Genomic DNA, 25,085 nt, shown 5'->3' on the forward strand with positions numbered 1-25,085 from the left:
ATGGCGCACTTTAACCAGCAAAGAGTGCGACCATGATTGATACACGCCTGCCTTTAACTGATATTCACCGCCACCTCGACGGGAACATTCGTGCCCAAACTATTCTCGATCTTGGTCGCCAGTTCAATTTAACGCTTCCTGCCGAAACGCTTGAAACCCTGATCCCCCATGTCCAGGTGACGTCGAACGAGCCGGATCTGGTAAGTTTTCTGAGCAAGCTTGACTGGGGTGTGAAGATGCTGGCCTCGCTCGATGCCTGTCGCCGTGTCGCCTTTGAAAACATCGAAGATGCCGCTCGCAACGGCCTGCACTATGTCGAACTGCGTTTCTCTCCGGGCTATATGGCGATGACCCACAGTCTCCCCGTAGCGGGCGTGGTTGAAGCGGTCATTGAAGGCGTGCGTGAAGGCTGCAAAACCTTTGACGTTCAGGCGCGTTTGATCGGCATTATGAGCCGTACCTTCGGTGAAGCGGCCTGTCTTCAGGAGCTGGAAGCGTTACTGGCGCATCGCGACCAGATCACCGCCATCGACCTGGCCGGTGATGAGTTGGGCTTCCCGGGCAGCCTGTTCCTGTCTCATTTCAACCGCGCACGTGATGCAGGATGGCATATAACTGTTCATGCGGGCGAAGCCGCGGGGCCGGAAAGCATCTGGCAGGCCATTCGTGAACTGGGTGCGGAACGTATTGGTCACGGCGTGAAAGCCATTGAAGATCGCGCGCTGATGGATTTCCTCGCCGAACAACGTATTGGAATCGAATCCTGCCTGACCTCCAATATTCAGACCAGTACAGTGGCGTCGCTGGCGCAACACCCACTGAAAACCTTCCTTGAACACGGGGTGCTGGCTTCACTGAACACGGACGATCCGGCGGTTCAGGGCGTGGATATTATTCACGAATACAACATCGCCGCGCCGCAGGCCGGGCTGAGCCGCGAGCAGATCCGTCAGGCGCAAATCAACGGGCTGGAGATCGCCTTCCTGACGCCTGAAGAGAAACAGGCGCTGCGCGATAAAGTTGCTCAGTAGTCTTCTTTACTGCCGGGTGGCGCTGCGCTTACCCGGCCTACGAAAGCGTTTGGCACTTATGCCAGACAGAGCGTTGCGCGATGTTTGGCGGATTCGATCCCCAGCTCGATGAGCTCCATAATCTGGATTGCCTGGCTCGCCGGAACCGGATTTTCACCTGAACCGTTCAGCGCGTCACGAATTGCGGCGTAATACGCCGGATAGTTCCCAGGCTGGGTCAACACCGTCTCTTCAACCAATACCTCACCCTCCGCACGCGTCACCACCCCGTCCCGCATGTCGTAGCCCCAGTCCTCCTGCGGTAAGCGTTCGCCATTTTTGAGGCGCTCTTCCTGCGGATCCAGGCCGAACTTCACATAGCTGCCGCGCGCCCCGTGAAGGATATAGCGGGCCGATTCCGCCGCCGCAAGCATTGTCCCGTGCAGCACAATGCGCCGCTGCGGATAACTCAAAATGGCGTGGAAATAGTCGGTGGTCTGCGCCCCCGGCCTGAGCTGCGCTAAATCGACCGTCATGCTTACGGGCAGACCAAACAGATGAACGGCCTGATCGAGAAGATGCGGCGCTAAGTCATACCAGATGCCGCTGCCCGGTCCCGCCTGCTCGCGCCAGCGATCTCGCACCTGCGGACGATAACGATCGAAGTGAGACTCAAAAAAAGCAATTTCGCCGAGCGTGCCTTCGTTTATCAGCGCTTTGATCGTCAGGAAATCACTATCCCAGCGCCGGTTGTGAAAGACCGACAATAACCGACCCAGGCTTCGCGCCAGCGCATCCAGCTCGCGCGCCTGTGACAACGTCACGGTAAAAGGCTTATCGACAACGACATGTTTGCCAGCCTCCAGCGCCGCTTTCGCCAGGGGGAAATGGGTGTCGTTAGGGGTGGGAATGACAATAAGGTCAATATTAGGATCGTTAAACAGATGCTTAGGCTCCGTTACCACCGGCACGGCTGGCCAGTCGGCATGGACTTTGGTTTCATCGCTGCTTGTGATAGCCGCCAGTTCCATTCCCGGCGTGCCGGCAACCAGCGGCGCATGAAAGGTTTTGCTTGCGTACCCGTAGCCAATAAGACCGACGCGGATGTTTTCACTCATCGTATGCCCCCTCGCTGTGCGCTTATTTATCACTGGCCTTGTGCTTAACGCACAGATTAATAATGTGCCCTGTGAGTTAAAATAGCATCTCGCGACAGCTTTTTTTGTTACCTCGCATTAAAGTGTGTATATGGGGCCCGGGAATCGTTCCCAAAGCGCTTGCTCTGTCGAAAAGGCCGCTGTAACATTTGTAATCTGTATTTATGGATAAATTACAAACACAAAATATGTCATCAATAATTAATCGAATCATTGAATTAGCGGGATGGATTGTCCTTGGCGTTTCAGTCGTGTTGCTCGGCATTGCCAGCCATATCGATAACTACCAGCCGCCGGAGCCTGTTACTGTTGCTCAACAAAAGTAAGCCGCATCGTCATAAAGCGTGACACATTACGTCATGGAACGTATTGCCAGCCGTAATGAACGGGGTTACCCTTCTCTTCCAGGCATCTGCTGATGCCTGAATCTTCGCAAAGAAAACTCCTAATTTCGTCGCGTTACCCGAGTGGACAGTTTACGTCTTTATTAATCCGTTTATTATTCGAACGCATTACCTTTATGGGTATTACCCTTTTATATGGAAACTTATTAATATGACAGTTCAGGACTATTTATTAAAATTTCGCAAGATCAATTCCCTCGAAAGCCTGGAAAAACTGTTTGACCATCTGAACTACACGCTGTCGGATAATCAGGACATCATCAATATGTACCGCGCGGCTGACCATCGTCGCGCCGAACTCGTCTCTGGCGGTCGTCTGTTCAACGTGGGGGAAGTACCTAAATCTGTCTGGCGTTACGTTGTATAAGAAAGTAGCCTTCGGCGTGAAATGTTATATACTCTCCGCCCTGCAAATTTCTGTATAACATTTCGCGCAGACTATGGGAGAGCGTATGACCGCATTGCCTGGAGAGAGAATTGGGGGCTGGTTAATCGCCCCGCTGGCATGGCTGCTGGTGGCTTTATTAAGCGCTTCGCTGGCGCTGTTGCTTTACACCACTGCACTGGTTACTCCTCATGCTATCCAGACACTGATGTCTCAGAGCGCGCTCAATATTGCGACGTGGTTTGTGTCGTTCGTTTTCGCAATCGCGATGTGGTACTACACGCTTTGGCTGACCATCGCCTTCTTCAAACGCCGCAAAAGCGTGCCGAAACATTACATTATCTGGCTGCTGGTCTCCGTGCTGCTTGCCGTCAAAGCGTTCGCTTTTTCGCCAGTTTCTGACGCACTGGCGGTTCGCCAGCTACTCTTTCCGTTGCTTGCAACGGCGCTTCTGGTGCCCTATTTCAAGCGGTCGACGCGCGTTAAGAAGACCTTCGTTAACCCGTAATAACCTTACAGTTAACCTGTTGTGGCCTGTTGTCGTTTATCCGATAATAGGCGGCTCTTTTATTTCAGGCTAAATAATGACCGATTACTTACTGCTCTTTGTCGGAACTGTGCTGGTTAATAACTTCGTACTGGTGAAGTTCCTTGGCCTGTGCCCGTTTATGGGGGTCTCCAAAAAGCTGGAGACGGCAATGGGCATGGGGCTGGCCACCACCTTCGTGATGACGATGGCCTCCATTTGCGCATGGCTGATTGATACCTGGATCCTGATCCCGCTGGACATGCTCTACCTGCGCACCTTGTCCTTTATTCTGGTCATTGCGGTGGTGGTGCAATTTACCGAAATGGTAGTGCGTAAAACCAGCCCTGCCCTGTATCGCCTGTTGGGTATTTTTCTGCCCCTCATCACCACCAACTGTGCTGTGCTGGGCGTGGCGCTGCTCAACATCAACCTTGGGCATAATTTCATGCAGTCGGCGCTGTACGGTTTTTCCGCGGCGGTCGGTTTCTCTTTTGTTATGGTCCTGTTCGCGTCGATTCGCGAGCGTCTGGCAGCGGCGGATATTCCCGCGCCGTTTCGCGGTAACGCCATCGCTCTGGTGACCGCAGGTTTAATGTCTCTGGCCTTTATGGGCTTTAGTGGTCTGGTGAAGTTGTAATGAGTGCTATCTGGATTGCCATCGCGTCCATCAGCGTACTGGGACTCGTCTTTGGCATCATTCTGGGTTATGCCTCCCGCCGGTTTGCGGTAGAGGACGATCCGGTGGTTGAAAAAATTGATGAGCTTTTGCCGCAGAGCCAGTGTGGGCAGTGCGGCTACCCTGGCTGCCGTCCTTACGCTGAGGCTGTGGGCGTGCAGGGAGAAAAGATCAACCGCTGCGCGCCGGGTGGCGAAGCGGTCATGCTTAAAATAGCTGCCCTGCTGAACGTCGATCCGCAGCCTGTCGACGGCGATGAACAGGCGCAGGAGCCCGATCGTGCCCTTGCTGTTATCGACGAAGCCAACTGCATCGGCTGCACCAAATGTATTCAGGCGTGCCCTGTCGACGCCATTGTAGGCGCAACCCGCGCCATGCACACCGTTGTGGCGGACCTGTGCACCGGCTGTAACCTCTGCGTGGCCCCCTGCCCGACGCAGTGTATAGAACTCCGCCCGGTTGAAACGACGACCGAAAGCTGGAAATGGGATCTTCAGACCATTCCGGTTCGCAATATTCCTGTGGAACAACATGCTTAAGTTATTTTCTGCTTTCAGAAAAGAGAAGATCTGGGACTTCGACGGCGGTATCCATCCCCCGGAAATGAAAACCCAGTCAAACGGTACGCCGCTGCGTCAAATTCCGCTGGCGACCCGCTACGTGATGCCATTGAAACAGCACATCGGCGCGGAAGGCGAGCTGTGCGTGAAAGAAGGCGATACCGTCCTTCGCGGCCAGCCGCTGACCTTTGGTCGTGGACGTATGTTGCCGATACATGCCCCGACTTCGGGCAAGGTGGTGGCTGTTGCCCCCCATACCGTTGCCCATCCCTCGGCGTTGTCTGAGCTGAGCGTCATCATTGAAGCCGACGGGGAAGATCGCTGGATCGATCGTGACGGCTGGAGCGACTACCGTTCCCGCAGCCGTGAAGCGCTGATTGAACGCATTCATCAGTTTGGCGTAGCAGGTCTTGGAGGCGCTGGCTTCCCGACCGGCGCCAAGCTTCACGGCGGCGGCGATAAAATCGAAACGCTGATTATTAACGCCGCCGAGTGCGAACCGTACATCACCGCCGATGATCGTCTGATGCAGGACTGTGCCGCGCAGGTGGTGGAAGGTATTCGCATTCTTGCGCATATCCTGCAACCCCGCGAAGTGCTGATCGGTATTGAAGACAATAAACCGCAGGCCATTTCGATGCTGCGTGCGGTGCTGGCGGACAGCCATGATATCGCCCTGCGCGTGATTCCAACCAAATACCCATCCGGCGGGGCGAAGCAGCTGACGCAGATCCTGACCGGAAAACAGGTTCCCCACGGGGGCCGTTCGTCCGATATCGGCGTGCTGATGCAAAACGTGGGTACTGCCTACGCGGTGAAACGTGCGGTGATTGACGGAGAGCCATTGACCGAACGCGTCGTCACGCTGACCGGCGAGTCCGTCTCCCGTCCCGGCAACGTCTGGGCGCGTCTGGGTACGCCGGTGCATCATCTGCTGGAACAGGCTGACTTCTGCCCGGGGAGCGAGCAGATGGTCATTATGGGCGGCCCGCTGATGGGCTTTACCCTGCCGTGGCTGGATGTGCCAGTGGTGAAGATTACCAACTGCCTGCTCGCCCCTTCCCCAACGGAGATGGGCGAAACGCAGGAAGAGAAAGGTTGTATACGCTGTAGCGCCTGCGCGGATGCGTGTCCGGCAGACTTGCTGCCGCAGCAGTTGTACTGGTACAGCAAAGGCCAGCTGCACGATAAAGCCCAGGCGCATAACCTGGCTGACTGTATTGAATGCGGTGCCTGTGCCTGGGTCTGCCCAAGCAATATTCCGCTGGTGCAGTACTTCCGTCAGGAGAAAGCCGAAATCTACGCTATCTCCATGGAAGAAAAACGTGCCGCTGAGGCGAAGGCCCGCTTTGAAGCGCGCCAGGCGCGACTGGAGCGCGAGAAACAAGCCCGTCAGGAACGCCATAAGCAGGCTGCCGTGCAGCCTGCGGCGAAAGATCAGGATGCGATTAACGCTGCCCTCGCCCGTGTGCGGGAGAAGAACGCGACTGCCGCTCAGCCGGTAGCGATCGTGGCTGGCCAAAAGCCGGACAATAGCGAAGCGATTGCCGCCCGCGAAGCGCGTAAAGCCGAAGCGCGCGCACGTCAGGCGGAGAAGGCGCAAAACGCCAAACCGGAAACCGACACAGACCCGCGTAAAGCGGCGGTGGAAGCGGCTATCGCCAGGGCAAAAGCCCGTAAAGCCGGTCAGCAGACAGTGGTGGTTGAACAGGAAGCGACCGATCCGCGCAAGGCGGCCGTTGAAGCCGCTATCGCCCGCGCCAAAGCACGTAAAGCGGCACAGCTTCAGCCTGCCGAAGAGAGTGAAGCGCCTGTCGACCCACGTAAAGCCGCCGTTGAAGCGGCCATCGCCCGTGCCAAAGCACGAAAAGCCGCACAGCAGGACGAACGGCCTGCGGCCGCCAACGACGATCCACGCAAAGCCGCAGTCGCCGCCGCGATTGCGCGTGTTCAGGCAAAGAAAGCCGCGCAGCAAGCCGTTAACGAGGATTAAATGGTTTTCAGAATTGCAAGTTCCCCTTACACCCATAACCAGCGCCAGACATCGCGTATTATGATGCTGGTGTGCCTGGCCGCGTTGCCAGGTATTGCCGTACAGTGTTGGTTTTTCGGCTGGGGTACGCTTTTCCAGTTAGTTCTGGGTTGCGCCAGTGCCGTCGCAGCGGAAGCAGCGATCCTGAAGCTGCGCAAAATGGAGGTGACTCGCATCCTGAGCGATAACTCCGCCCTGTTGACCGGCCTGTTGCTGGCCATCAGCATTCCCCCGTTCGCCCCGTGGTGGATGGTAGTATTGGGAACGGTATTTGCGGTGATCATCGCCAAGCAGCTGTACGGTGGGCTGGGCCATAACCCGTTTAACCCGGCAATGATTGGTTACGTGGTGCTACTGATCTCCTTCCCGGTACAGATGACCAGCTGGCTGCCGCCGCATGAGATCGCCGCCACGGTGCCCGGCTTTATGGATGCCCTGAACGTTATCTTTACTGGCCACACCGCGATGGGCGCGGATATGAACGCGCTTCGCATGGGCGTGGATGGCATCAGCCAGGCCACCCCGCTCGATACCTTCAAAACCTCCCTGCGTGCCGGCCACAGCGTCGAGCAGGTGATGAAATCGTCTATTTACAGCGGCGTACTGGCGGGTGCGGGCTGGCAGTGGGTCAATCTGGCCTACCTGTTGGGCGGTGCCTTCCTGCTGCAACAAAAAGCGATCCGCTGGCATATTCCGGTGAGCTTCCTGGTGACGCTGGCCGTCTGTTCAACGCTCGGCTGGGTCATCTCACCTGAGTCACTGGCCAGCCCACAGCTCCATCTGCTCTCAGGCGCGACCATGCTCGGGGCATTCTTTATTCTGACCGATCCGGTCACCGCCTCTACCACCAACCGAGGTCGTCTGATTTTCGGCGCGCTGGCGGGCTTGCTGGTCTGGCTTATTCGCAGCTTTGGTGGCTATCCGGACGGCGTGGCATTTGCCGTACTGCTTGCTAACATCACCGTTCCGCTCATCGACTACTACACGCGTCCACGCGTGTACGGTCATCGCTAAGGGTTACGCCATGCTAAAGACTATGCAAAAACACGGCGTCACGCTGGCGATCTTCGCCGCCGCCCTCACCGGGCTGACCGCGCTGGTAAATGAACTGACGAAAAGCACCATTGAAGAGCAGGCAATGAAGCAGCAAAAGGCGTTGTTCGATCAGGTGATCCCATCAGACTTCTATGATAATAACCTGCAAAAAAGCTGCTTTGTCGTGCAGGCCCCGCAGCTCGGTAAAGGAAGCCACCGCGTTTATATTGCCCGTAAGGGCGAGAACCCGGTGGGTGCCATCATGGAAGCCACCGCGCCGGACGGTTACTCTGGCGCAATTCAGCTGCTGGTAGGCAGCGATTTTTCCGGCACCGTGCTGGGTACGCGCGTGACGGAACATCACGAAACGCCGGGCCTTGGCGACAAAATTGAAACACGCCTGAGCGACTGGATTTTACACTTTGCCGGTAAGATGATTCATGGCGAGGACGATCCTGCTTTCGCGGTGAAAAAAGATGGCGGTGAGTTTGACCAGTTCACGGGCGCCACGATTACGCCCCGCGCGGTCGTCAACGCCGTCAAACGCGCCGGTCTGTATGCCGAAACGCTGCCCGCGCAGATCAATCATCTTTCCGCCTGTGAGGAGTGACCATGAGCCAGGTTAAAGAGGTTATCGTCCAGGGACTCTGGAAAAACAACTCGGCACTGGTACAGCTGTTGGGATTGTGCCCGCTGCTGGCGGTGACGTCTACCGCCACCAACGCGCTCGGGCTGGGGCTGGCGACCACGCTGGTGCTGACCCTGACCAACTTCTCCATTTCTGTTTTGCGCCGCTGGACGCCATCGGAAATCCGTATTCCGATTTATGTCATGATCATTGCATCGGTGGTCAGCGTCGTGCAAATGCTGATTAACGCCTACGCATTTGGCCTGTACCAGTCGCTCGGGATCTTCATTCCGCTTATCGTGACTAACTGTATTGTCGTGGGACGCGCTGAAGCCTTCGCGGTGAAAAACAACCCGGCAATTTCCGCGCTGGATGGGTTTTCCATCGGCATGGGCGCGACTGCCGCCATGTTCGTCCTCGGCTCTCTGCGTGAAATTCTGGGCAACGGTACGCTCTTCGACGGTGCGGACGCGCTGCTTGGCGGCTGGGCGAAATCGCTGCGTATCGAGGTGTTCCATACGGACACCCCATTCCTGCTGGCCATGCTACCGCCAGGCGCCTTCATTGGCCTTGGGATGATGCTGGCGTTAAAATACCTGATTGATGAAAAACGTAAACGCCGCGCCGCTGAACGCGGCGTACAGGAAGGGATCCCCGAGAAAGCAGTATGAATAAAGAGAAACGCATTGCGATCCTGACGCGCCTGCGCGATGAGAATCCTCATCCAACGACAGAGCTGAATTTTAACTCGCCGTTTGAACTGTTGATCGCGGTGCTGCTCTCTGCGCAGGCCACTGACGTGAGCGTCAACAAAGCCACGGCCCTGCTCTACCCTGTCGCCAATACGCCGCAGGCTATGCTGGAGCTGGGGGTTGAAGGGGTAAAATCCTATATCAAGACCATCGGCCTGTTTAACAGTAAGGCCGAAAACGTCATTAAGACCTGCCGGATCCTGCTTGAGCAGCACGGCGGTGAAGTCCCGGAAGATCGCGCAGCGCTGGAAGCGTTGCCAGGCGTCGGGCGTAAAACGGCAAATGTCGTGCTCAACACGGCGTTTGGCTGGCCGACGATCGCCGTGGACACTCACATCTTCCGCGTTTCTAATCGCACCCGGTTCGCGCCGGGTAAAAACGTGGAAGAGGTGGAAGAAAAGCTATTAAAAGTGGTCCCTGCGGAATTTAAGGTGGATTGCCATCACTGGCTAATCCTTCACGGGCGCTATACCTGTATTGCACGTAAGCCACGCTGCGGCTCCTGCATTATCGAAGATCTCTGTGAATACAAAGAAAAAGTCTATCCCTGAAGGTACATCCACTTGTTACTGTTCAAGCCCTTAGATTAAACAAGGGCTCTGATATCTTCTCCCTTGGCCGTAATTTCCCCTCTCATTGTCCATAAAGCGTTGTCGATTCTGCGGATATTTAACACTCAAACAGGTTAATAGTTTTTTCATCACCAAAAATTTCTATACATCTGTGATCGCGATCACTCTGATAACTTGATGTTGGATTTTTGTTGTTAAAACCCTCTCCACGCCTTTGCCAGACAAGTTCTCATCCTTTACTCACCGCATATAAGACCAGTCATTTTTCAGAATATGGGCTATATCACTGCTTTTCACCCAAAATAGCAGAACATATCGCCATACAGCCATTCATCAGGGTCATTTACAGTGAAAAAAACCACCAATTCTCAACGGATGAAATTTAACGCTGCATAACATTTGCGTGAACCGATGATTATACCGTCACAGTTATATGTAACAGATTATTACAAACGTATTGCCAGATGGGGCTGGATAGTGAACATTACCCGCCGTTTCCCCTCCCAATATAACTATAAAGCGGATGGACTACGGTCATCACGCTATGAACACCCCCGTTAATATGGGATGTAAAAAAAGAGGTATATGTGTCTACTGCAAACAATAAACCAACAGATGAGAGCGTAAGTCTTAACGCTTTCAAACAGCCTAAAGCGTTCTATCTCATTTTCTCTATCGAATTATGGGAGCGTTTTGGCTACTACGGCCTGCAAGGGATTATGGCCGTTTACCTGGTTAAGCAACTGGGTATGTCCGAAGCCGATTCCATCACGCTGTTCTCGTCGTTCAGCGCTCTGGTCTATGGCCTGGTCGCCATCGGCGGCTGGTTAGGCGATAAAGTTCTCGGTACGAAACGTGTCATTATGCTGGGCGCCGTGGTTCTGGCGATTGGCTATGGTCTGGTTGCATGGTCCGGGCACGATGCGGGCGTGGTATACATGGGCATGGCTACCATCGCGGTAGGTAACGGCCTCTTTAAGGCTAACCCTTCCTCCCTGCTTTCTACCTGCTACAACAAAGATGATCCGCGTCTGGACGGTGCATTTACCATGTACTACATGTCCATCAACATCGGTTCATTCTTCTCTATGCTGGCAACCCCATGGCTGGCCGCGAAATTCGGCTGGAGCGTAGCGTTTGCGCTGAGCTTCGTGGGTATGCTGATCACCGTTGTGAACTTCCTGTTCTGTCGCAGCTGGGTTAAAGATTATGGTTCTAAACCAGACTTCGAACCCGTGCATATGGGCAAACTGCTGGCAACCATCGTCGGCATTGTGATCCTGGCCGCTGTCGCGACCTGGCTGCTGCACAACCAGGGTATTGCACGTGCCGTGCTGGCCGTGGTTGCGCTGGGTATCGTGATTATCTTCGCTAAAGAAGCCTTCGCGATGCAGGGTGCGGCACGTCGTAAGATGATTGTGGCGTTCATCCTGATGCTGGAAGCGATTATCTTCTTCGTCCTGTACAGCCAGATGCCGACGTCTCTGAACTTCTTCGCAATCCGCAACGTTGAGCACTCCATCCTGGGTATCGCGTTCGAGCCGGAGCAGTACCAGGCACTGAACCCGTTCTGGATCATGATTGGTAGCCCGATTCTGGCCGCTATCTATAACAAGATGGGCGACCGTCTGCCGATGCCGCACAAGTTCGCTATCGGTATGGTGCTGTGCTCTGGCGCATTCCTGGTGCTGCCGCTGGGGACGAAATTCGCGACCGACGCGGGTATCGTGTCTGTTAACTGGCTGATCCTAAGCTATGCGCTGCAATCCATCGGTGAACTGATGATCTCCGGTCTGGGCCTGGCGATGGTTGCACAGTTGGTCCCTCAGCGTCTGATGGGCTTCATCATGGGTAGCTGGTTCCTGACGACCGCTGGCGCAGCCATCATTGCAGGTAAGATTGCGAACCTGATGGCGGTACCGGACAACGTTACCGACCCGCTGGTCTCCCTGAACGTCTACGGTACCGTGTTCATGCAAATTGGTATCGCGACAGCCGTAATTGCCGTGCTGATGCTGCTCACCGCACCAAAACTCAATCGTATGACGCAGGACGACGACAAATCCGCTAAAGCGACCAACACCGCGAACGCGTAATGTCATCGGGAAACGACTGAACAGAAGCCGCTAATTGATTAGCGGCTTTTTTTTTATCTGAACGCGCACTAACATAGCGGGAACCTCAGCAAAAAGGAGTTACCGATGAAACTGTTCTATAAACCGGGCGCCTGCTCTCTTGCTTCGCATATCACCCTTCGCGAGAGCGGTAAGGATTTCACGCTGGACGGCGTTGACCTGATGAAAAAGCGCCTGGAAAACGGGGATGACTTTTTTGCGATTAACCCAAAAGGGCAGGTTCCGGCCCTGCTGCTGGATGATGGTACGCTGCTGACCGAAGGCGTGGCGATAATGCAGTACCTGGCCGACAACGTGCCTGATCGTCAGCTGCTGGCACCAACAGGCAGTATCTCTCGCTATAAAACCCTTGAGTGGCTTAACTACATCGCGACCGAGCTGCACAAAAGCTTTACGCCGCTGTTCCGCCCGGATACTCCGGAAGAGTACAAACCGACCGTGCGCACGCTGCTGGAGAAAAAGTTGCAGTACGTTAACGACGCGCTGAAAGACGACCAGTGGATCTGTGGCTCGCGTTTCACCATCGCCGATGCCTATCTGTTTACCGTTCTGCGCTGGGCACGCGCGGTTAAGCTGAACATGGAAGGGTTAGACCATGTCGCGTCGTATATGACGCGCGTGGCGGAGCGTCCTGCGGTGGCGGCGGCGCTGAAGGCAGAAGGGTTGAATTAATCCGAGCGCGCTGTATTGCCGGGTGGCGCTGCGCTTACCCGGCCTACACTATCCCTGCTCTTACAATTGGGTTGCGCTGAAATAATGCTCGGGCTTCGCGATGCGATCCTGCGCCGCGACCACCTGGAGCTCATATTCCTGCATCGTCTTCGTCGCAATCATGATTTCATAAACGGCTGCGGTTACGTGCTCCAGCGCATCGCGCAGGCTTGCGCCCTGCAATAGCTTCACCAGCAGCAAACCGCTGGTCACATCCCCAACCCCGACAGGCTGACGTGTACCGAAATCCACCAGCGGTCGACTGATGTGCCAGGCTTCATCCTTCGTCACCAACAGCATTTCAAAACGGTCCTGGCTCAACCCTGCGCGTGCCAGGTGCTTAACCAGCACAATCTCTGGCCCCTGGGCGATCAGCTCGCGAGAGGCGCGTACAGCCTCTTCTACGCTGTTGACTGGATGCTCGCACAGGATCTCAAGTTCAATCAGGTTGGGCGCAATAATATCGCTGGCAGGCAATGCATGACGGACATGAAACTCCGCAACGCCCGGCGCGACGATGCAGCCTTTTTCCGGATGTCCCATCACCGGATCGCAGAAATATTTCGCCGCGGGGTTTGCCGCTTTCACCTGGCGCACAATGCCGAGGATATGTTCCCCCTGCTCCGCCGAACCCAGATAACCGCTCAGTACGGCATCGCAGCGTTTAAGCTGGTCGATATCCGCAATCCCCTGAACGATCTCCGTCAGATGCGACGGCGGCATCACGCAGCCGGTCCATTTACCGTACTGGGTGTGATTCGAGAACTGAACGGTATTGAGGGGCCAGACGTTGGCCCCGAGGCGGCGCATCGGGAATTCCGCAGCGCTGTTGCCAGCATGTCCAAAAACAACGTGGGACTGAATGGCGAGGATGTTCTTCATGTTGTACTTACCAAACCCTGTCAAAACAAAAGGGGCGTGGTTTCCCACGCCCCTGCGTACTTTTAATTACTTCCAGCAGACCAGGCAGTAATTTTTCTTACCGCGACGCAGCAGCGTGTAGCGACCATAGAGACGGTCGTTCTCGGTAAAGGTGTATTCCGGATCGGCCTGTTTTTCGCCATTAATGGTGATCGCGTTAGAGGCGATGGTTTTACGCGCCTGACCGCGAGACGGCTGGAGCTCGGAGTCCACCAGCGCCTGCATCAGATCGGCGCCTTTTTCCATCTCCACCATCGGCACGCCATCCTGAGCAAGCTGTTCGAAGTCCGCTTCGCTTAAATCGCTCAGGGTCCCGTTGAACAGGCTCGCCGTAATGCGTTTCGCCGCTGCCAGACCTTCTTCACCGTGAACCAGTTTAGTCACTTCGTCGGCCAGCACATACTGGGCGCGCGGTGCTTTACCGCTGTTCTTGTCTTCTTCTTCCAGCGCATTGATTTCTTCGATATCCATAAAGGTGAAGAATTTCAGGAAGCGATAAACGTCGGCATCCGCCGTGTTGATCCAGAACTGGTAGAATTTGTACGGGCTGGTTTTCTTCGGATCAAGCCATACTGCGCCGCCTTCGGTTTTACCAAACTTGGTACCGTCTGCTTTGGTGATCAGCGGCACGGTCAGACCAAACACCTGATTCTGGTGAAGGCGACGGGTCAGATCGATACCGGAGGTGATGTTACCCCACTGGTCAGAACCGCCAATTTGCAGCGACACGCCGTGCAGCTTGTTCAGGCAGGCGAAGTCATACCCCTGCAACAGGTTGTAGGAGAACTCGGTGAAAGAGATACCCTGATCGTCACGGTTAAGACGCTGCTTGACCGCTTCTTTGTTAATCATCTGGTTAACAGAGAAGTGTTTGCCGATGTCACGCAGGAACGTCAGCACGTTCATGCCACCAAACCAGTCGTAGTTGTTCGCCGCAATCGCAGCGTTGTCACCACAGTTGAAATCCAGGAACGGTGCAACCTGTTTACGGATCTTATCCACCCACTCCTGCACGGTGTCTTCGGTATTCAGCTTACGCTCAGCGGCTTTGAAACTTGGGTCGCCAATCAGACCAGTCGCACCGCCAACCAGGGCAACAGGCTTATGACCCGCCATCTGGAAGCGTTTCAGGCATAACAATGGAACAAGATGCCCCAAATGCAAGCTGTCAGCGGTGGGATCGAAGCCGCAATAGAGCGCGATCGGGCCTTGCGCCAGTCGCTCTGCTAACGCTTCCTCGTCCGTCACCTGGGCCACCAGGCCCCGCTCTTGCAATTGTTTAATCAAGTTACTGCTTGCCATCAAATTCTCCATGTATAAACGACTGCACCTTTGCCGGTACACGACTTTTCGCCTGACGCGAAAGGACCATAGAATAAAGCGCCAGCGCGGTGTGCGCTAGCGCTTAAATCAACAAATTTTGGGGATTACGGTGCCAGTCGGTCTATTTTCCAGCCACCGTTGTCGCGCTGGTATAAAAAGCGGTCGTGCAGGCGGTGCTCACCGCCCTGCCAGAATTCCATCTGCTCAATGGGGATGCGGAACCCGCCCCAGAAACTCGGCAGCGGCACTTCACCCTGCTGAAACTTCTGTTTGAGTTCGAGGAATTTACTTTCAAGTACGCCGCGGGCCGAGATTCGGCTGGACTGTTTAGAAACCCAGGCGCCAATCTGACTGTCGCGCGGTCGGCTGTGGAAATATTTCACCACTTCGAGCGTAGAGAGGCGCTCTGCCTTGCCGGTAACCATCACCTGGCGCTCAAGCATATGCCACGGGAAGAGCAGGCTAATACGCGGATTATTTTCCAGGTGATGCGCTTTACGACTACCAAGGTTGGTGTAGAACACCAGCCCTTTCTCGTCATAATGCTTAAGAAGAACGATGCGTTGATACGGCTGACCGTTATCATCAACCGTGGCAACGACCATCGCCGTCGGGTCGGCCAGTTTCGCTTCGCAGGCCTGTTTCAGCCAGCGTTCAAAAAGCACCAGCGGTTCGGCGGGAAGATCCTGGCGGCGCAGACCGCCTTTGGTGTATTCACGGCGCAGATGCGCAATTTGCTGTAGTTCGTCGTTATCTGACATGGCGTTAGCTGAAAGTGAGGTTGGGTGGCGCTATTGTGCGCGCCCCCTTCAAAAATCTCAACGCTTCGGATTTTCCAGCTGACAATTGTTCAGCACAATGCGGTCTCGCTTATAGACGGTGGCGCTGTCACCTTTTGACCAGAAGACGTAGATCCCATCCGTGTAACGCGCCCCGGAGGCGGACATCCCCTGCTTCAGCGTCAACAACTTATTGTCATAAACAAAGCTGGCTTCCTGGCGAGTGTTGTTCAGCTTCACCGTCAGCGGTTTTTCATCACAACGATATTCCAGCGTATCGGTTTGCATACGCTCAACGAACTGGTTATAGACGCTGCATCCGGTCATAAGAAAAGGTACAGCAATGAGAAGAAGTTTTTTCATGGGCAGATTCCGAAGACTATCCTGGTCCTGGAGGGCCTAACCGCCCTCCTGTTTTTCCCTATTTTACGGGTTATGCCTCCCGCTGAATTTCAGTTAACTCTGATTATGGCGCGGATTTGCCGGGAAAATAGCACCGAGGACGCTCGCCTCTCGCGCACCGGTTACGGAGGGTAAATTCCCGGGCAGACCGGCAACCGTACGCCAGGCAAGCCAGGCGAAGGCCAGCGCTTCCATGTCGTCTCCGCTGATCCCGGCTTCGTCAGTGGTCGTGACTTCGGTGCCCGGCAGCAGGGCGGCGAGGCGTGCCATCAGGAGCGGGTTGCGGCTTCCGCCTCCGCATACCAGCAGACGCTCGCACCCGCCGCTGAGCAACACCTGTTCAGAAATCGACACGGCGGTAAGCTCAGTCAGCGTAGCCTGCACATCCTGAGGCGCAAGGCCGGGGAAGCGTGCCAGATGACGTTCAAGCCAGCCGTAGTTGAAATACTCTCGCCCCGTGCTTTTCGGCGCTGGCAGGGCAAAGAATGGATCGCTTAACAGGGCTTGCAGCAAGGGAAGGATCACTTTCCCCTGGCTGGCCCACTGCGCGTCTTTGTCGTAGGGTTTACCGTTCTGACGCCAGATCCAGGCATCCATCAGCATATTACCGGGCCCGGTATCGTATCCACGCACGGGCTGCCCGGGAATGAGCATTGACAGGTTGGCAATCCCGCCAATGTTCAGAACCATTCTGCGCTCCACCGGGTGCGCCAGCAGCGCCTGATGAAATGCCGGAACCAGCGGCGCCCCCTGCCCGCCGAGGGCCATATCGCGACGACGGAAATCCCCCACCACCGTCACGCCGGTTTTTGCCACAATCTGGTTATTATCGCCAATTTGCATCGTGTGCGGCGCCTCGCCGACAGGTTCATGCCAGACGGTCTGCCCATGGCAACCTATTGCCACGACATCCTGCGGATGAAGTCTTTCTTGCTGCATCAGGGCCAATACCGCATCAGCAAACAGCGCCCCCAGACGCACATCCAGTTGGCCCAGTTGGGAAAGCGTCAGCTGTTGCCCCTGGCAGATGCTCAGGATCTCTTCTTTTAACGAGACCGGAATAGGCCAGGTCAGGCTTGCCTGCTGCGCCACCATGTTTTCATCAATGGCGGCCAGAACGACATCCACACCGTCAAGACTGGTACCAGACATCACACCGATATAGCGACCCGATTTCATGCGCTTTCCTTACGTTACATGGGCTAAGTGCAACCACTCCATCATAAATAACGCTGCTTTGCTATGCGGTGATAATATTTTTTAACAATCTCAGACCTGTAGCACAGACGGTTTTTGTTTATGTCCCGTTAAGCCCTGTTCAGGTAAAATTTATCTATTCGGCATGCAAAGATATGAACTGTGGTCAGGAATGCCATATAATTTAGCCATAACGGATGCCCCAACCGGGCGTTTTTTGGTGAACAGGAGAGTCAAATGATTTTACGTGTACTGGGCGTTTCGCTGATTGGTTTAACACTGGCGGGTTGTGTGAACGACAATTCACTCTCCGGCGACGTATATAGTGCTTCTGAAGCTAAACAGGTACAGAACGTGACCTACGGTACTATCGTTAATGCCCGTCCTGTTCAGATTCAGGGTGGTGATGACACGAACGTCGTGGGCGCAATCGGTGGTGCTGTGCTGGGTGGTTTCCTGGGTAACACCATTGGTGGCGGCACCGGTCGCTCTTTGGCTACCGCAGCAGGCGCAGTTGCAGGCGGCGTAGCGGGTCAGGGCGTTCAGGGTGCGATGAACAAAACTCAGGGCGTTGAGCTGGAAATCCGTAAAGACGATGGCAGCACCATTATGGTTGTGCAGAAACAGGGTAATACTCGCTTCTCTGCAGGCCAGCGTGTTGTACTGGCAAGCAACGGTAGCCAGGTCACCGTCTCCCCGCGTTAATATCCCGACGGATGCGGTCCTTTCGGGCCGCATCCATTTACCAAAACTATCATTTTAAAAAATGTATTTATAAAAATACATTCACACGGCGTATAATTAATTCCCTCTGATATTGTTCCTGCTCAAAGTATTTTTTATTTCCCTCCTTTAGACTCGTCTGATTCTCTTTTTCCTCTTTTTAATTTTTTAAGATTCTATGCTTGCGAACTGTCGATTTGTAATGAACCGCTTTGTGGCCTTTGCACTTGGGTGCATTTTTATCATTGCCGTGTTACAAGGTTGTTTTATAAAACTTGTTGAATGGGTTCCTTCATTCTCTCCGCTATTTTTCCCTACGCTCACTATTTTTCTTCTGGTATTCCATCTGTTTATCGCCTGTTTTATTGCAATGAAATACTGGTGTGATAAAAAACGGCTATATCTCGTTCCGATTGCGTCAGCCTTTGCCGGTTCAGCACTGCTGATGGTGGGTACGCTATCCAGTTTTCCAGGTTGGCTGGATCTCTATCAGTTCAACGAGGCGAACTATAATGACGCGATGATCTTTTATATGTTCCGACACCTCTTAATGGCGGTGCTCATGATGGCCTCAGCCTTACTTTATACGCTTCGCGTTTCCCCCCTTTCACGAAGCACCCACATCGGTATTGTTGTCGGATCGGCTCTCTTTACGGGCTGCATGCTTTGGCTGGCGTGGTTCTATTCCAGCCATTCCACGACGTTAACCCTGGATCTTGTGGATAATGAAACCCGGCAGTTCATGATTCTCTGGAGCCAGACCATCAACATCATTTTGGTCATTCTTTGGGTTGTCACATTAATCACCCTGATGGTCGTGACCCGGATAAGAAATTTGTTCTGGGCGGGCGGCAATTTTTTATGCGTCTGTTATGTCGTCACGCTGTTAATGCTGTTGGTAGGTGGATACGTAGAAGATGTATCATGGTACCGCGCCCGGTTATTCGAAACTGTCGCGACATTAATGATTATTTTCATTTTGCTTTCCGACGTCTTTAATTTGTATCGTGACTCGCACGTCAAATACCAACAGTCATATCAAAATTCAATCCGCGACCCGCTTACCCGTCTTTATAATCGCAGCTATTTTTATGATTCATTAAACTATGCCCTCAGCTCTGCAACGGAGGCACACCCGGTATCGGTGGTGGTAAGCGACCTTGACCGTTTCAAACGTATCAACGACTGTTACGGGCATTTGCAGGGCGATAAGGTATTACAGTTCGTCTCTAATCTGCTGACGGATTCCGTGCGCCCCCAGGATATCGCGGCCCGAATCGGTGGTGAAGAGTTTGTGTTGATGCTGACAAATACCCCTTCAGACGCCGCGCGGCAGGTGGCCGAGCGCATTCGCCTCAAGCTGAGCGGGTTTGATAAAGCCAGCAGCGGCGGTCATCTGCCGGAACCCATTACCATCAGCATGGGCGTATTCACCGCAACCTCGCCGGAAACCAGTGCGGAAACCTGCGTGGAGAGCGCGGATAAAGCCATGTATGAGGCAAAAGAGACGGGGCGCAACCGGGTGGTGGTGTTCAGATAATAAGAAAGGCCTTGATTTCGCAAGGCCTTTACGTTCGGTCAGTCGCGAGACTGCAGATCGTGGATGTTCTGCTCAAGACGGGCGATGAGTCCTATCAGCATCTCCAGCTCAGCGGGGGAAATACCTTCAAGGATCTCCCCACGCGTTTTACTGATGACAGCTTCCATCTCAGTAATAATCGGGGCCGCTTTTTCCGTCAATTTGATCCGCTTGGCGCGACGGTCGCTGGCGCAGGTTTGTCGGGAGATAAGTCCCTTCTCTTCCAGTTGGTCAAGAGTGCGCACCAGTGACGGCTGCTCAATGCCAATCGCTTTTGCCAGTTGGATCTGTGACTGGTCGGGCGGGAGCTGATGAATGTTATGCAGCGTAACCCAGTGCGTCTGCGTGAGTTCCAGAGGTTTCAGGCGATGGTCAATCAGAGCACGCCAGATGCGTACCAACCTTGCCAGATCAGAACCTAATGGCGATTCCAATTTCATCTCCTTATAATTAGCTTGCTAAGTGATTATAGTGATTTTAGAATAGTTTGCAGTATTTGTATTGCCAAAACAAATGCAATCACGGTATTCATCATTCCTGAAAGGATGATTTACACTGAACGGTAATGCGCCATCGCATTGAAATATGCCATTGTGGCCCTCACCCCACTGCAAAGGATCACTGCTTGTGACGTTCTTTTCCCTCTCCGCAGGGTTGCCCCTCCAGGATCTGATTGTCGGCGCATCGGTCTACTTTCCGCCACTGTTTAAAGCCGTGATGGTCGGTTTTGTGATCTGGCTCATTGCGCATCGTCTGCTGCGCGACTGGATGTATTCCGGTGAAATCTGGCACCCGATGTTAATGGATCTCTCCCTGTTTACCCTTTCCGTCTGTCTTGGCCTTGCCGTGTTAACCGTGTGGTGAGAATAGCATTGAAAACGTTAAAATATTTTTCCACTCTTTTCGTTTTAGCGCTGGCGCTTATGGCCGGCTGGTGGCTCTGGAATTATTACATGCAGTCGCCCTGGACGCGTGACGGCAAGATCCGCGCAGAACAGGTCAGCATCACGCCACAGGTGTCCGGCAGTATCAGCGCGCTGCTGGTGAAGGACAACCAGTTCGTTCATGCGGGCGATGTGTTATTCCGCATCGATGAGACCCCTTTCCACATTGCGGTGCTCAATGCCCAGGCGCAGCTCGCAAAAGCTCAATCAGATCTGGCAAAAGCCAATAACGAAGCCGAACGTCGCCGACATCTGTCGAGGAATTACATCTCTGCGGAAGATCTCGATACCGCCAATATCAATGTAAAAGCCATGCAGGCCAGCCTGAAGGTTGCAGAGGCAACGCTGAAACAGGCCGAGTGGCAACTGACCCAGACCGTTGTCAAAGCTCCGGTGGATGGATGGATCACGAGCCTGTCGACCCGTGTGGGGGATTACGCCACCACAGGCCAGCCGGTCTTTGCCCTGGTAGATAGCCACTCTTTCTATGTTGTAGGTTATTTTGAAGAGACCAAGCTGCGCCATATCCGCGAGGGTGCGCCTGCCCGGATCACGCTTTACAGCGGTGCAGAAACGTTACAGGGTCACGTTAGCAGCATAGGTCGGGCAATTTACGATCAGAGCGTGGAAACCGATTCTGGCCTGGTGCCTGACATCAAACCCAACGTACCGTGGGTGCGTCTGGCTCAGCGGGTGCCTGTTCGCGTCGAGTTTGAGCAACTGCCGAAAGACATTACTCTGGTCTCTGGCACAACCTGCACCGTCGCCATCGGATCGCGATGATGAACCTGGGGGCTTTCTCCTGGCGCAATACGCCGTGGATAAAAGCGACACGGCCGCAGTGGCGTTACGCGCTGCGTAACGGCATCGCCATGTGCCTTGCGCTTACGGTAGCCTATTATCTGAATCTGGATGAGCCTTACTGGGCGATGACCTCTGCTGCGGTCGTCAGCTTCCCTACCGTCGGGGGCGTTATCAGTAAAAGCCTCGGGCGCGTGGCGGGTAGCCTGCTGGGTGCGACCGCTGCACTGCTTCTTGCCGGCCATACCCTGAACGATCCCTGGCTCTTTCTGTTAAGCATGTCGGCATGGCTGGGGCTGTGCACCTGGGCCTGCGCCCATTTTACCAACAACGTTGCGTACGCGTTTCAACTGGCAGGTTACACCGCAGCCATTATCGCCTTTCCGGTCGTCAACGTGCTGGATACCACCGAGCTATGGGATATCGCCCAGGCACGCGTGTGTGAAGTGATGGTCGGCATTCTGTGCGGCGGCGTCATGATGATGATCCTGCCCAGCACCTCGGATGGCACTACGCTTATCACCGCCCTTAAAACGATGCACGCGCGTTTGCTGGAACATGCCAGCCTGCTCTGGCAGCCTGATAGCAGCGATAACATCCGTCTAGCACACGAAAAGGTCATCGGCCAGATCCTGACCATGAACCTGTTACGCATCCAGGCATTCTGGAGCCACTACCGTTTTCGTCGCCAGAACACGCTCCTGAACTATTTACTGCACCAGCAATTGCGGATGACGAGTGCGATCTCAAGCCTTCGCCGGATGTTGCTGAACTGGCCTGCGCCGCCAGCCCATACCCGGGAAGTTATCGAGGCGCTGCTCGCCGCCCTTGCGCGTCCGGATGCCGATATCTATACCGTGGCCCGCATTATCGCGCCGCTCGCCCCAACGGATGAATATGATTACCGGCACCGCGCCTTCTGGCAGCGTCTGAACTATTTCTGCCGCCTGTATCTGCGCAGCAGCCGCTGGTTAAAAGCCGTCGAAAATGCCACGCCCGTCACCGAATTTTCCGTTCCCGGTAGCCCAGCTCTGGCGCGCCATACCGACGCAATGGAGGCGCTGTGGAGCGGTTTTCGTACGTTTTGCGCGTTGACGGCCGTGGGTGCATGGGCCATCACCACCCAATGGGATGCGGGCAGTGCAGCCCTGACGCTTGCGGCAATCAGCTGCGTGCTCTATTCCGTCGCAGCTTCCCCGTTTAATTCCCTGACGCTTCTGCTGCGTACGCTGGTACTGCTGTCGCTGTTCAGCTTCGTGGTGAAATTTGGTTTGATGGTGCAGATAACCGACCTCTGGCAATTTCTGCTGTTTCTCTTCCCGCTATTAACCACCATGCAGTTGCTCAAACTGCAAATGCCAAAACTGGCCGGTCTGTGGGGGCAGTTGATTGTTTTTATGGGCTCATTTATCTCTGTAACGAATCCTCCGGTTTACGATTACGCTGATTTTCTCAACGATAACCTGGCGAAGATCCTCGGCGTGGGGCTGGCGTGGCTGGCTTTCGCCGTGCTACGCCCGGGCTCGGATGCGCGTAAAAGCCGCAGGCATATTCGTGAGCTGCGCAGGGGTTTTGTCGATCAACTGAGCCGCAGGCCGCATCTGCGTGAAAGCGAGTATGAATCGCTGGTTTACCATCATGTCAGCCAGCTGAACAACAGCCAGGATTCCCTCTCCCGTCGCTGGCTACTGCGCTGGGGCGTGGTGCTGCTGAACTGTTCGCACGTGGTGTGGCAGCTGCGTGCCTGGGAGACGCGTTCCGACCCGCTTTCGCAGGTCCGCGATAATTGTATTTCCATGCTCAGCGATGTCATGAGCGAGCGCGGAGTTCAGCAACGCCCCCTGAGCGTCACGCTCGCCGAGCTTCAGCGTATTTGCGACGCTCTGGCGCACCACCATCAGCCTGCGGCCCGCGATCTGGCGTCCATTATCTGGCGGCTGCACTGCTCCCTGTCACAGCTTGAACAGGCGCCGCCACCCGGAACAATTGGCGATCAGATCACGCCGCAGGCATAGCGCGCCCCGCCGCCGCCAAGCGGTTTAGGTTGATCGGACATGTTATCGCCGCCCACATGGACCATCAGCGCCTTGCCTTTGACCTCGTCAATCTTTTTCAGCCGGGGCGCAACAACCGGATCGGTGGCTTTACCGTCGTTATTCACCACCAGCACCGGCAGATCGCCGAGGTGCCCCATACCTTCCGGGCCTTCATGCTTACCAGAGTTGTGCGGATCCAGATGCCCCCCAGCGGCCTCAGCGGCTGAAGGTTTCCCCTCTTTCATTGCAGGTTGACAGCTGCCTTTGGCATGAACGTGAAAACCATGTTCACCGGGTGGAAGGGCCTTGAGATCGGGAGCAAATTCCAGCCCTTTATCGGTTTCGGTGATTTTCACCGTCCCGATGGACTGGCCTACTCCCTGAGAAGAGACGAGATTCATTTCAACTTCTTCGCTGGCTGCCTGCGCTCCTGCGCAAACAACCAGCGTGACCACTGCCAGAGCAAAACGCTTCATATGACCTCCACGGGTTATTTTTTGCACCTTAAGTCTATACCAGAGGCGCAGATTTCACCGGAAAGTCAGACTCCACGCACTCAGGGTACGTCGTAGCCCAGCGCCGCCTTGCGGATGCGGAACCACTGCTGACGCGACATATCCAGCTCTTCAGCCACCAGCGCAGCGCGTACGCGCTCAATTTTGCCGGAGCCGATAATTGGCAGCGGTTTAGACGGCAGGCGCAGGATCCAGGCGTAAACCACCTGCTCGATGCTTTCCGCATTCAGTTCGCGGGCCACGGTTTCAAGCTCGTTACGCAGCGGCTGGAAGGCCTCATCGTTAAACAGGCGACCGCCGCCGAGACAAGACCAGGCCATCGGACGAATGCGTAACTGTTGCAGCTGATCGAGCGTTCCGTCCAGCAGCAGCGGCTGGTGAACAGGCGAGATCTCCACCTGATTCGTCGCCAGCGTAAACGGCAGGCGAGACTGCAATAGCGCAAACTGTGCCGGGGTGAAGTTAGACACGCCAAAATGACGCACTTTGCCGCTCTGGTGTAGCGTCAGGAACGCTTCCGCAACCTCATCCGCATCCATCAATGGATCGGGACGGTGGATCAGCAGCAGGTCGATACGATCGGTGGCCAGGTTGACCAGTGACTGCTCAGCGCTTTTAACGATATGCGCGCTGTCAGTGATGTAATGCCCAAGTGCATGCTCCGGTTTTGCTGTGGTGGCAATACCGCATTTGGTCACAATCTCCATACGTTCACGCAGCGCTGGCGCACGCTTCAGCGCTTCGCCAAAAGCGGCCTCGCACTGATAGCCGCCATAAATATCAGCGTGATCGACGGTGGTGATCCCGAGATCGAGATGCTCTTCTATAAAGTCCGCCAGCTGGACCGGAGACATATTCCAGTCCATAAGGCGCCAGTAGCCCATAACGAATCGGGAGAATTCCGGGCCCTGCGGGGCAAGGGTAATACGCTGAACCATAACATTTTCCTCAAGGAAGTCATGTCACCAGTATACGCAATTACCCTGCTAAAACAGTGAAGGTTGCTGAGGTTCTTCGGTTTCAACCGCTTTGTTTGCACGAATTTTGCGCAGCAGACGTTGTCGGCAGAGCCGTAAGACCTCCTGCTTTTGCGCGTCGCTGAAATTTTGCCAGTTAAAACGTTCATCGCGTGTGCGCATGCAGCCACGGCAGTATCCTCGTTCATCAACCTGGCAAATACCCCGGCACGGGCTCTGGACAGGGAAAAATTCCAGTTGCTCTGCCACACCTACCTCCAGAACGTCATTATTCCCTACAGTGAAGACCCTAAATGGCCTGC

28 protein-coding genes are annotated in these 25,085 nt (G+C 54.8%); 18 read left to right on the top strand and 10 right to left on the bottom strand.

Going from position 1 to position 25,085, the window contains the following annotated elements; all coding sequences use genetic code 11:
- The first annotated feature begins 32 nt into the window (after positions 1-32).
- Positions 33-1,031: an adenosine deaminase gene (gene add / locus L350_RS16000; RefSeq protein ID WP_022647922.1), complete on the top strand. Its 999-nt coding sequence runs from the start codon at positions 33-35 to the stop codon at positions 1,029-1,031.
- A gap of 56 nt (positions 1,032-1,087) precedes the next feature.
- Here add and L350_RS15995 read toward each other — a convergent pair whose 3' ends face one another.
- The gene (locus L350_RS15995; RefSeq protein WP_032624357.1) at positions 1,088-2,128 is read right to left on the bottom strand and encodes an oxidoreductase; all 1,041 of its coding nucleotides are present in this window, start codon (positions 2,126-2,128) and stop codon (positions 1,088-1,090) included.
- Positions 2,129-2,367: 239 nt separating this feature from the next.
- On the opposite strand from L350_RS15995, the gene blr reads away from it, so the two are divergent.
- The 12 genes from blr to gstA all read left to right on the top strand — a co-directional run bounded on the left by blr (position 2,368) and on the right by gstA (position 12,547).
- Entirely contained in the window at positions 2,368-2,493 is a 126-nt protein-coding gene (blr, locus tag L350_RS0122240) for a division septum protein Blr (RefSeq protein ID WP_151884424.1), read from the top strand.
- A gap of 229 nt (positions 2,494-2,722) precedes the next feature.
- On the top strand, positions 2,723-2,938 hold the full coding sequence (gene ydgT, locus L350_RS15990; RefSeq protein ID WP_000217941.1) for a transcription modulator YdgT: 216 nt from the start codon (positions 2,723-2,725) through the stop codon (positions 2,936-2,938).
- Between the two features lie 85 nt (positions 2,939-3,023).
- A complete protein-coding gene (locus tag L350_RS15985; RefSeq protein ID WP_015570663.1) occupies positions 3,024-3,464 on the top strand; it encodes a DUF2569 domain-containing protein in 441 nt (146 codons plus the stop codon).
- Between the two features lie 76 nt (positions 3,465-3,540).
- Positions 3,541-4,122 (top strand): electron transport complex subunit RsxA, encoded by a 582-nt coding sequence (gene rsxA / locus L350_RS15980; protein WP_022647920.1) that lies wholly within the window; start codon positions 3,541-3,543, stop codon positions 4,120-4,122.
- On the top strand, positions 4,122-4,700 hold the full coding sequence (gene rsxB, locus L350_RS15975; protein WP_032624359.1) for an electron transport complex subunit RsxB: 579 nt from the start codon (positions 4,122-4,124) through the stop codon (positions 4,698-4,700). Before rsxA ends, rsxB begins: the two co-directional genes overlap by 1 nt.
- Positions 4,693-6,714 carry an electron transport complex subunit RsxC gene (gene rsxC / locus L350_RS15970; RefSeq protein ID WP_032624360.1) on the top strand — a complete coding sequence of 674 codons (2,022 nt, stop codon included), beginning with the start codon at positions 4,693-4,695 and terminating at the stop codon, positions 6,712-6,714. The genes rsxB and rsxC overlap by 8 nt, the downstream gene beginning before the upstream one ends.
- Positions 6,715-7,767, top strand: coding sequence for an electron transport complex subunit RsxD (rsxD, locus tag L350_RS15965; protein WP_022647918.1), 1,053 nt, complete (start codon positions 6,715-6,717; stop codon positions 7,765-7,767).
- Between the two features lie 10 nt (positions 7,768-7,777).
- Positions 7,778-8,398, top strand: a complete 621-nt coding sequence (rsxG, locus tag L350_RS15960) for an electron transport complex subunit RsxG (RefSeq protein WP_022647917.1) — start codon at positions 7,778-7,780, stop codon at positions 8,396-8,398.
- Positions 8,399-8,400: 2 nt separating this feature from the next.
- Entirely contained in the window at positions 8,401-9,087 is a 687-nt protein-coding gene (locus L350_RS15955) for an electron transport complex subunit E (RefSeq protein WP_032624361.1), read from the top strand.
- Positions 9,084-9,719, top strand: a complete 636-nt coding sequence (gene nth, locus L350_RS15950) for an endonuclease III (protein ID WP_015570668.1) — start codon at positions 9,084-9,086, stop codon at positions 9,717-9,719. Before L350_RS15955 ends, nth begins: the two co-directional genes overlap by 4 nt.
- A gap of 608 nt (positions 9,720-10,327) precedes the next feature.
- Positions 10,328-11,836 carry a dipeptide/tripeptide permease DtpA gene (gene dtpA, locus L350_RS15945; protein ID WP_023299961.1) on the top strand — a complete coding sequence of 503 codons (1,509 nt, stop codon included), beginning with the start codon at positions 10,328-10,330 and terminating at the stop codon, positions 11,834-11,836.
- A gap of 105 nt (positions 11,837-11,941) precedes the next feature.
- Positions 11,942-12,547 carry a glutathione transferase GstA gene (gene gstA, locus L350_RS15940; RefSeq protein WP_032624362.1) on the top strand — a complete coding sequence of 202 codons (606 nt, stop codon included), beginning with the start codon at positions 11,942-11,944 and terminating at the stop codon, positions 12,545-12,547.
- 60 nt (positions 12,548-12,607) lie between these two features.
- Here the strand turns inward: gstA and pdxY are convergent, their stop codons facing one another.
- The 5 genes from pdxY to anmK form a co-directional block, all read right to left on the bottom strand.
- The gene (gene pdxY, locus L350_RS15935; RefSeq protein ID WP_022647914.1) at positions 12,608-13,468 is read right to left on the bottom strand and encodes a pyridoxal kinase PdxY; all 861 of its coding nucleotides are present in this window, start codon (positions 13,466-13,468) and stop codon (positions 12,608-12,610) included.
- 66 nt (positions 13,469-13,534) lie between these two features.
- On the bottom strand, positions 13,535-14,809 hold the full coding sequence (gene tyrS, locus L350_RS15930; RefSeq protein WP_022647913.1) for a tyrosine--tRNA ligase: 1,275 nt from the start codon (positions 14,807-14,809) through the stop codon (positions 13,535-13,537).
- Positions 14,810-14,934: 125 nt separating this feature from the next.
- The gene (gene pdxH, locus L350_RS15925) at positions 14,935-15,591 is read right to left on the bottom strand and encodes a pyridoxamine 5'-phosphate oxidase (RefSeq protein WP_032624363.1); all 657 of its coding nucleotides are present in this window, start codon (positions 15,589-15,591) and stop codon (positions 14,935-14,937) included.
- A gap of 57 nt (positions 15,592-15,648) precedes the next feature.
- The gene (gene mliC, locus L350_RS15920; RefSeq protein WP_022647912.1) at positions 15,649-15,972 is read right to left on the bottom strand and encodes a C-type lysozyme inhibitor; all 324 of its coding nucleotides are present in this window, start codon (positions 15,970-15,972) and stop codon (positions 15,649-15,651) included.
- Positions 15,973-16,065: 93 nt separating this feature from the next.
- On the bottom strand, positions 16,066-17,190 hold the full coding sequence (gene anmK, locus L350_RS15915) for an anhydro-N-acetylmuramic acid kinase (protein ID WP_032624364.1): 1,125 nt from the start codon (positions 17,188-17,190) through the stop codon (positions 16,066-16,068).
- Positions 17,191-17,445: 255 nt separating this feature from the next.
- Between anmK and slyB the strand changes: the two genes are divergently transcribed.
- Together slyB and L350_RS15905 are read left to right on the top strand one after the other, a co-directional pair.
- Positions 17,446-17,913, top strand: coding sequence for an outer membrane lipoprotein SlyB (gene slyB / locus L350_RS15910; protein ID WP_022647910.1), 468 nt, complete (start codon positions 17,446-17,448; stop codon positions 17,911-17,913).
- A gap of 196 nt (positions 17,914-18,109) precedes the next feature.
- Positions 18,110-19,471, top strand: a complete 1,362-nt coding sequence (locus L350_RS15905) for a sensor domain-containing diguanylate cyclase (RefSeq protein ID WP_032624365.1) — start codon at positions 18,110-18,112, stop codon at positions 19,469-19,471.
- A gap of 38 nt (positions 19,472-19,509) precedes the next feature.
- Here the strand turns inward: L350_RS15905 and slyA are convergent, their stop codons facing one another.
- Positions 19,510-19,950 (bottom strand): transcriptional regulator SlyA, encoded by a 441-nt coding sequence (gene slyA, locus L350_RS15900; RefSeq protein WP_032623345.1) that lies wholly within the window; start codon positions 19,948-19,950, stop codon positions 19,510-19,512.
- 187 nt (positions 19,951-20,137) lie between these two features.
- On the opposite strand from slyA, the gene L350_RS15895 reads away from it, so the two are divergent.
- Genes L350_RS15895 through L350_RS15885 form a run of 3 tightly spaced genes read left to right on the top strand, consistent with a single transcriptional unit; the run spans position 20,138 to position 23,270 of the window.
- Positions 20,138-20,374, top strand: coding sequence for a DUF1656 domain-containing protein (locus L350_RS15895; protein ID WP_022647907.1), 237 nt, complete (start codon positions 20,138-20,140; stop codon positions 20,372-20,374).
- 2 nt (positions 20,375-20,376) lie between these two features.
- Positions 20,377-21,237: an efflux RND transporter periplasmic adaptor subunit gene (locus L350_RS15890; protein WP_032624867.1), complete on the top strand. Its 861-nt coding sequence runs from the start codon at positions 20,377-20,379 to the stop codon at positions 21,235-21,237.
- Complete coding sequence (locus tag L350_RS15885; RefSeq protein ID WP_032624869.1) at positions 21,237-23,270, top strand: FUSC family protein; 2,034 nt, start codon at positions 21,237-21,239, stop codon at positions 23,268-23,270. Before L350_RS15890 ends, L350_RS15885 begins: the two co-directional genes overlap by 1 nt.
- Here L350_RS15885 and sodC read toward each other — a convergent pair.
- The 3 genes from sodC to L350_RS15870 all read right to left on the bottom strand — a co-directional run bounded on the left by sodC (position 23,249) and on the right by L350_RS15870 (position 25,032).
- Complete coding sequence (gene sodC, locus L350_RS15880; RefSeq protein ID WP_032624366.1) at positions 23,249-23,767, bottom strand: superoxide dismutase [Cu-Zn] SodC; 519 nt, start codon at positions 23,765-23,767, stop codon at positions 23,249-23,251. The genes L350_RS15885 and sodC overlap by 22 nt on opposite strands.
- Before the next feature lie 80 nt (positions 23,768-23,847).
- Positions 23,848-24,744, bottom strand: coding sequence for an aldo/keto reductase (locus L350_RS15875; protein ID WP_023299952.1), 897 nt, complete (start codon positions 24,742-24,744; stop codon positions 23,848-23,850).
- Positions 24,745-24,792: 48 nt separating this feature from the next.
- On the bottom strand, positions 24,793-25,032 hold the full coding sequence (locus tag L350_RS15870) for a DUF1289 domain-containing protein (RefSeq protein ID WP_023299951.1): 240 nt from the start codon (positions 25,030-25,032) through the stop codon (positions 24,793-24,795).
- Between the last annotated feature and the right edge of the window lie 53 nt (positions 25,033-25,085).

Origin of the sequence: Enterobacter sp. MGH 4 (assembly GCF_000534735.1) — a bacterium.
GTDB lineage: Bacteria > Pseudomonadota > Gammaproteobacteria > Enterobacterales > Enterobacteriaceae > Enterobacter > Enterobacter intestinihominis.

Excerpts from the sequence above, each read along its gene's own strand:
- add (WP_022647922.1), top strand. The coding sequence starts at position 33 with ATGATTGATACACGCCTGCCTTTAACTGATATTCACCGCCACCTCGAC.
- L350_RS15995 (WP_032624357.1), bottom strand. The coding sequence starts at position 2,128 with ATGAGTGAAAACATCCGCGTCGGTCTTATTGGCTACGGGTACGCAAGC.
- ydgT (WP_000217941.1), top strand. The coding sequence starts at position 2,723 with ATGACAGTTCAGGACTATTTATTAAAATTTCGCAAGATCAATTCCCTC.
- L350_RS15985 (WP_015570663.1), top strand. The coding sequence starts at position 3,024 with ATGACCGCATTGCCTGGAGAGAGAATTGGGGGCTGGTTAATCGCCCCG.
- rsxA (WP_022647920.1), top strand. The coding sequence starts at position 3,541 with ATGACCGATTACTTACTGCTCTTTGTCGGAACTGTGCTGGTTAATAAC.
- rsxB (WP_032624359.1), top strand. The coding sequence starts at position 4,122 with ATGAGTGCTATCTGGATTGCCATCGCGTCCATCAGCGTACTGGGACTC.
- rsxC (WP_032624360.1), top strand. The coding sequence starts at position 4,693 with ATGCTTAAGTTATTTTCTGCTTTCAGAAAAGAGAAGATCTGGGACTTC.
- rsxD (WP_022647918.1), top strand. The coding sequence starts at position 6,715 with ATGGTTTTCAGAATTGCAAGTTCCCCTTACACCCATAACCAGCGCCAG.
- rsxG (WP_022647917.1), top strand. The coding sequence starts at position 7,778 with ATGCTAAAGACTATGCAAAAACACGGCGTCACGCTGGCGATCTTCGCC.
- L350_RS15955 (WP_032624361.1), top strand. The coding sequence starts at position 8,401 with ATGAGCCAGGTTAAAGAGGTTATCGTCCAGGGACTCTGGAAAAACAAC.
- nth (WP_015570668.1), top strand. The coding sequence starts at position 9,084 with ATGAATAAAGAGAAACGCATTGCGATCCTGACGCGCCTGCGCGATGAG.
- gstA (WP_032624362.1), top strand. The coding sequence starts at position 11,942 with ATGAAACTGTTCTATAAACCGGGCGCCTGCTCTCTTGCTTCGCATATC.
- pdxY (WP_022647914.1), bottom strand. The coding sequence starts at position 13,468 with ATGAAGAACATCCTCGCCATTCAGTCCCACGTTGTTTTTGGACATGCT.
- tyrS (WP_022647913.1), bottom strand. The coding sequence starts at position 14,809 with ATGGCAAGCAGTAACTTGATTAAACAATTGCAAGAGCGGGGCCTGGTG.
- pdxH (WP_032624363.1), bottom strand. The coding sequence starts at position 15,591 with ATGTCAGATAACGACGAACTACAGCAAATTGCGCATCTGCGCCGTGAA.
- mliC (WP_022647912.1), bottom strand. The coding sequence starts at position 15,972 with ATGAAAAAACTTCTTCTCATTGCTGTACCTTTTCTTATGACCGGATGC.
- anmK (WP_032624364.1), bottom strand. The coding sequence starts at position 17,190 with ATGAAATCGGGTCGCTATATCGGTGTGATGTCTGGTACCAGTCTTGAC.
- slyB (WP_022647910.1), top strand. The coding sequence starts at position 17,446 with ATGATTTTACGTGTACTGGGCGTTTCGCTGATTGGTTTAACACTGGCG.
- L350_RS15905 (WP_032624365.1), top strand. The coding sequence starts at position 18,110 with ATGCTTGCGAACTGTCGATTTGTAATGAACCGCTTTGTGGCCTTTGCA.
- slyA (WP_032623345.1), bottom strand. The coding sequence starts at position 19,950 with ATGAAATTGGAATCGCCATTAGGTTCTGATCTGGCAAGGTTGGTACGC.
- L350_RS15885 (WP_032624869.1), top strand. The coding sequence starts at position 21,237 with ATGAACCTGGGGGCTTTCTCCTGGCGCAATACGCCGTGGATAAAAGCG.
- sodC (WP_032624366.1), bottom strand. The coding sequence starts at position 23,767 with ATGAAGCGTTTTGCTCTGGCAGTGGTCACGCTGGTTGTTTGCGCAGGA.
- L350_RS15875 (WP_023299952.1), bottom strand. The coding sequence starts at position 24,744 with ATGGTTCAGCGTATTACCCTTGCCCCGCAGGGCCCGGAATTCTCCCGA.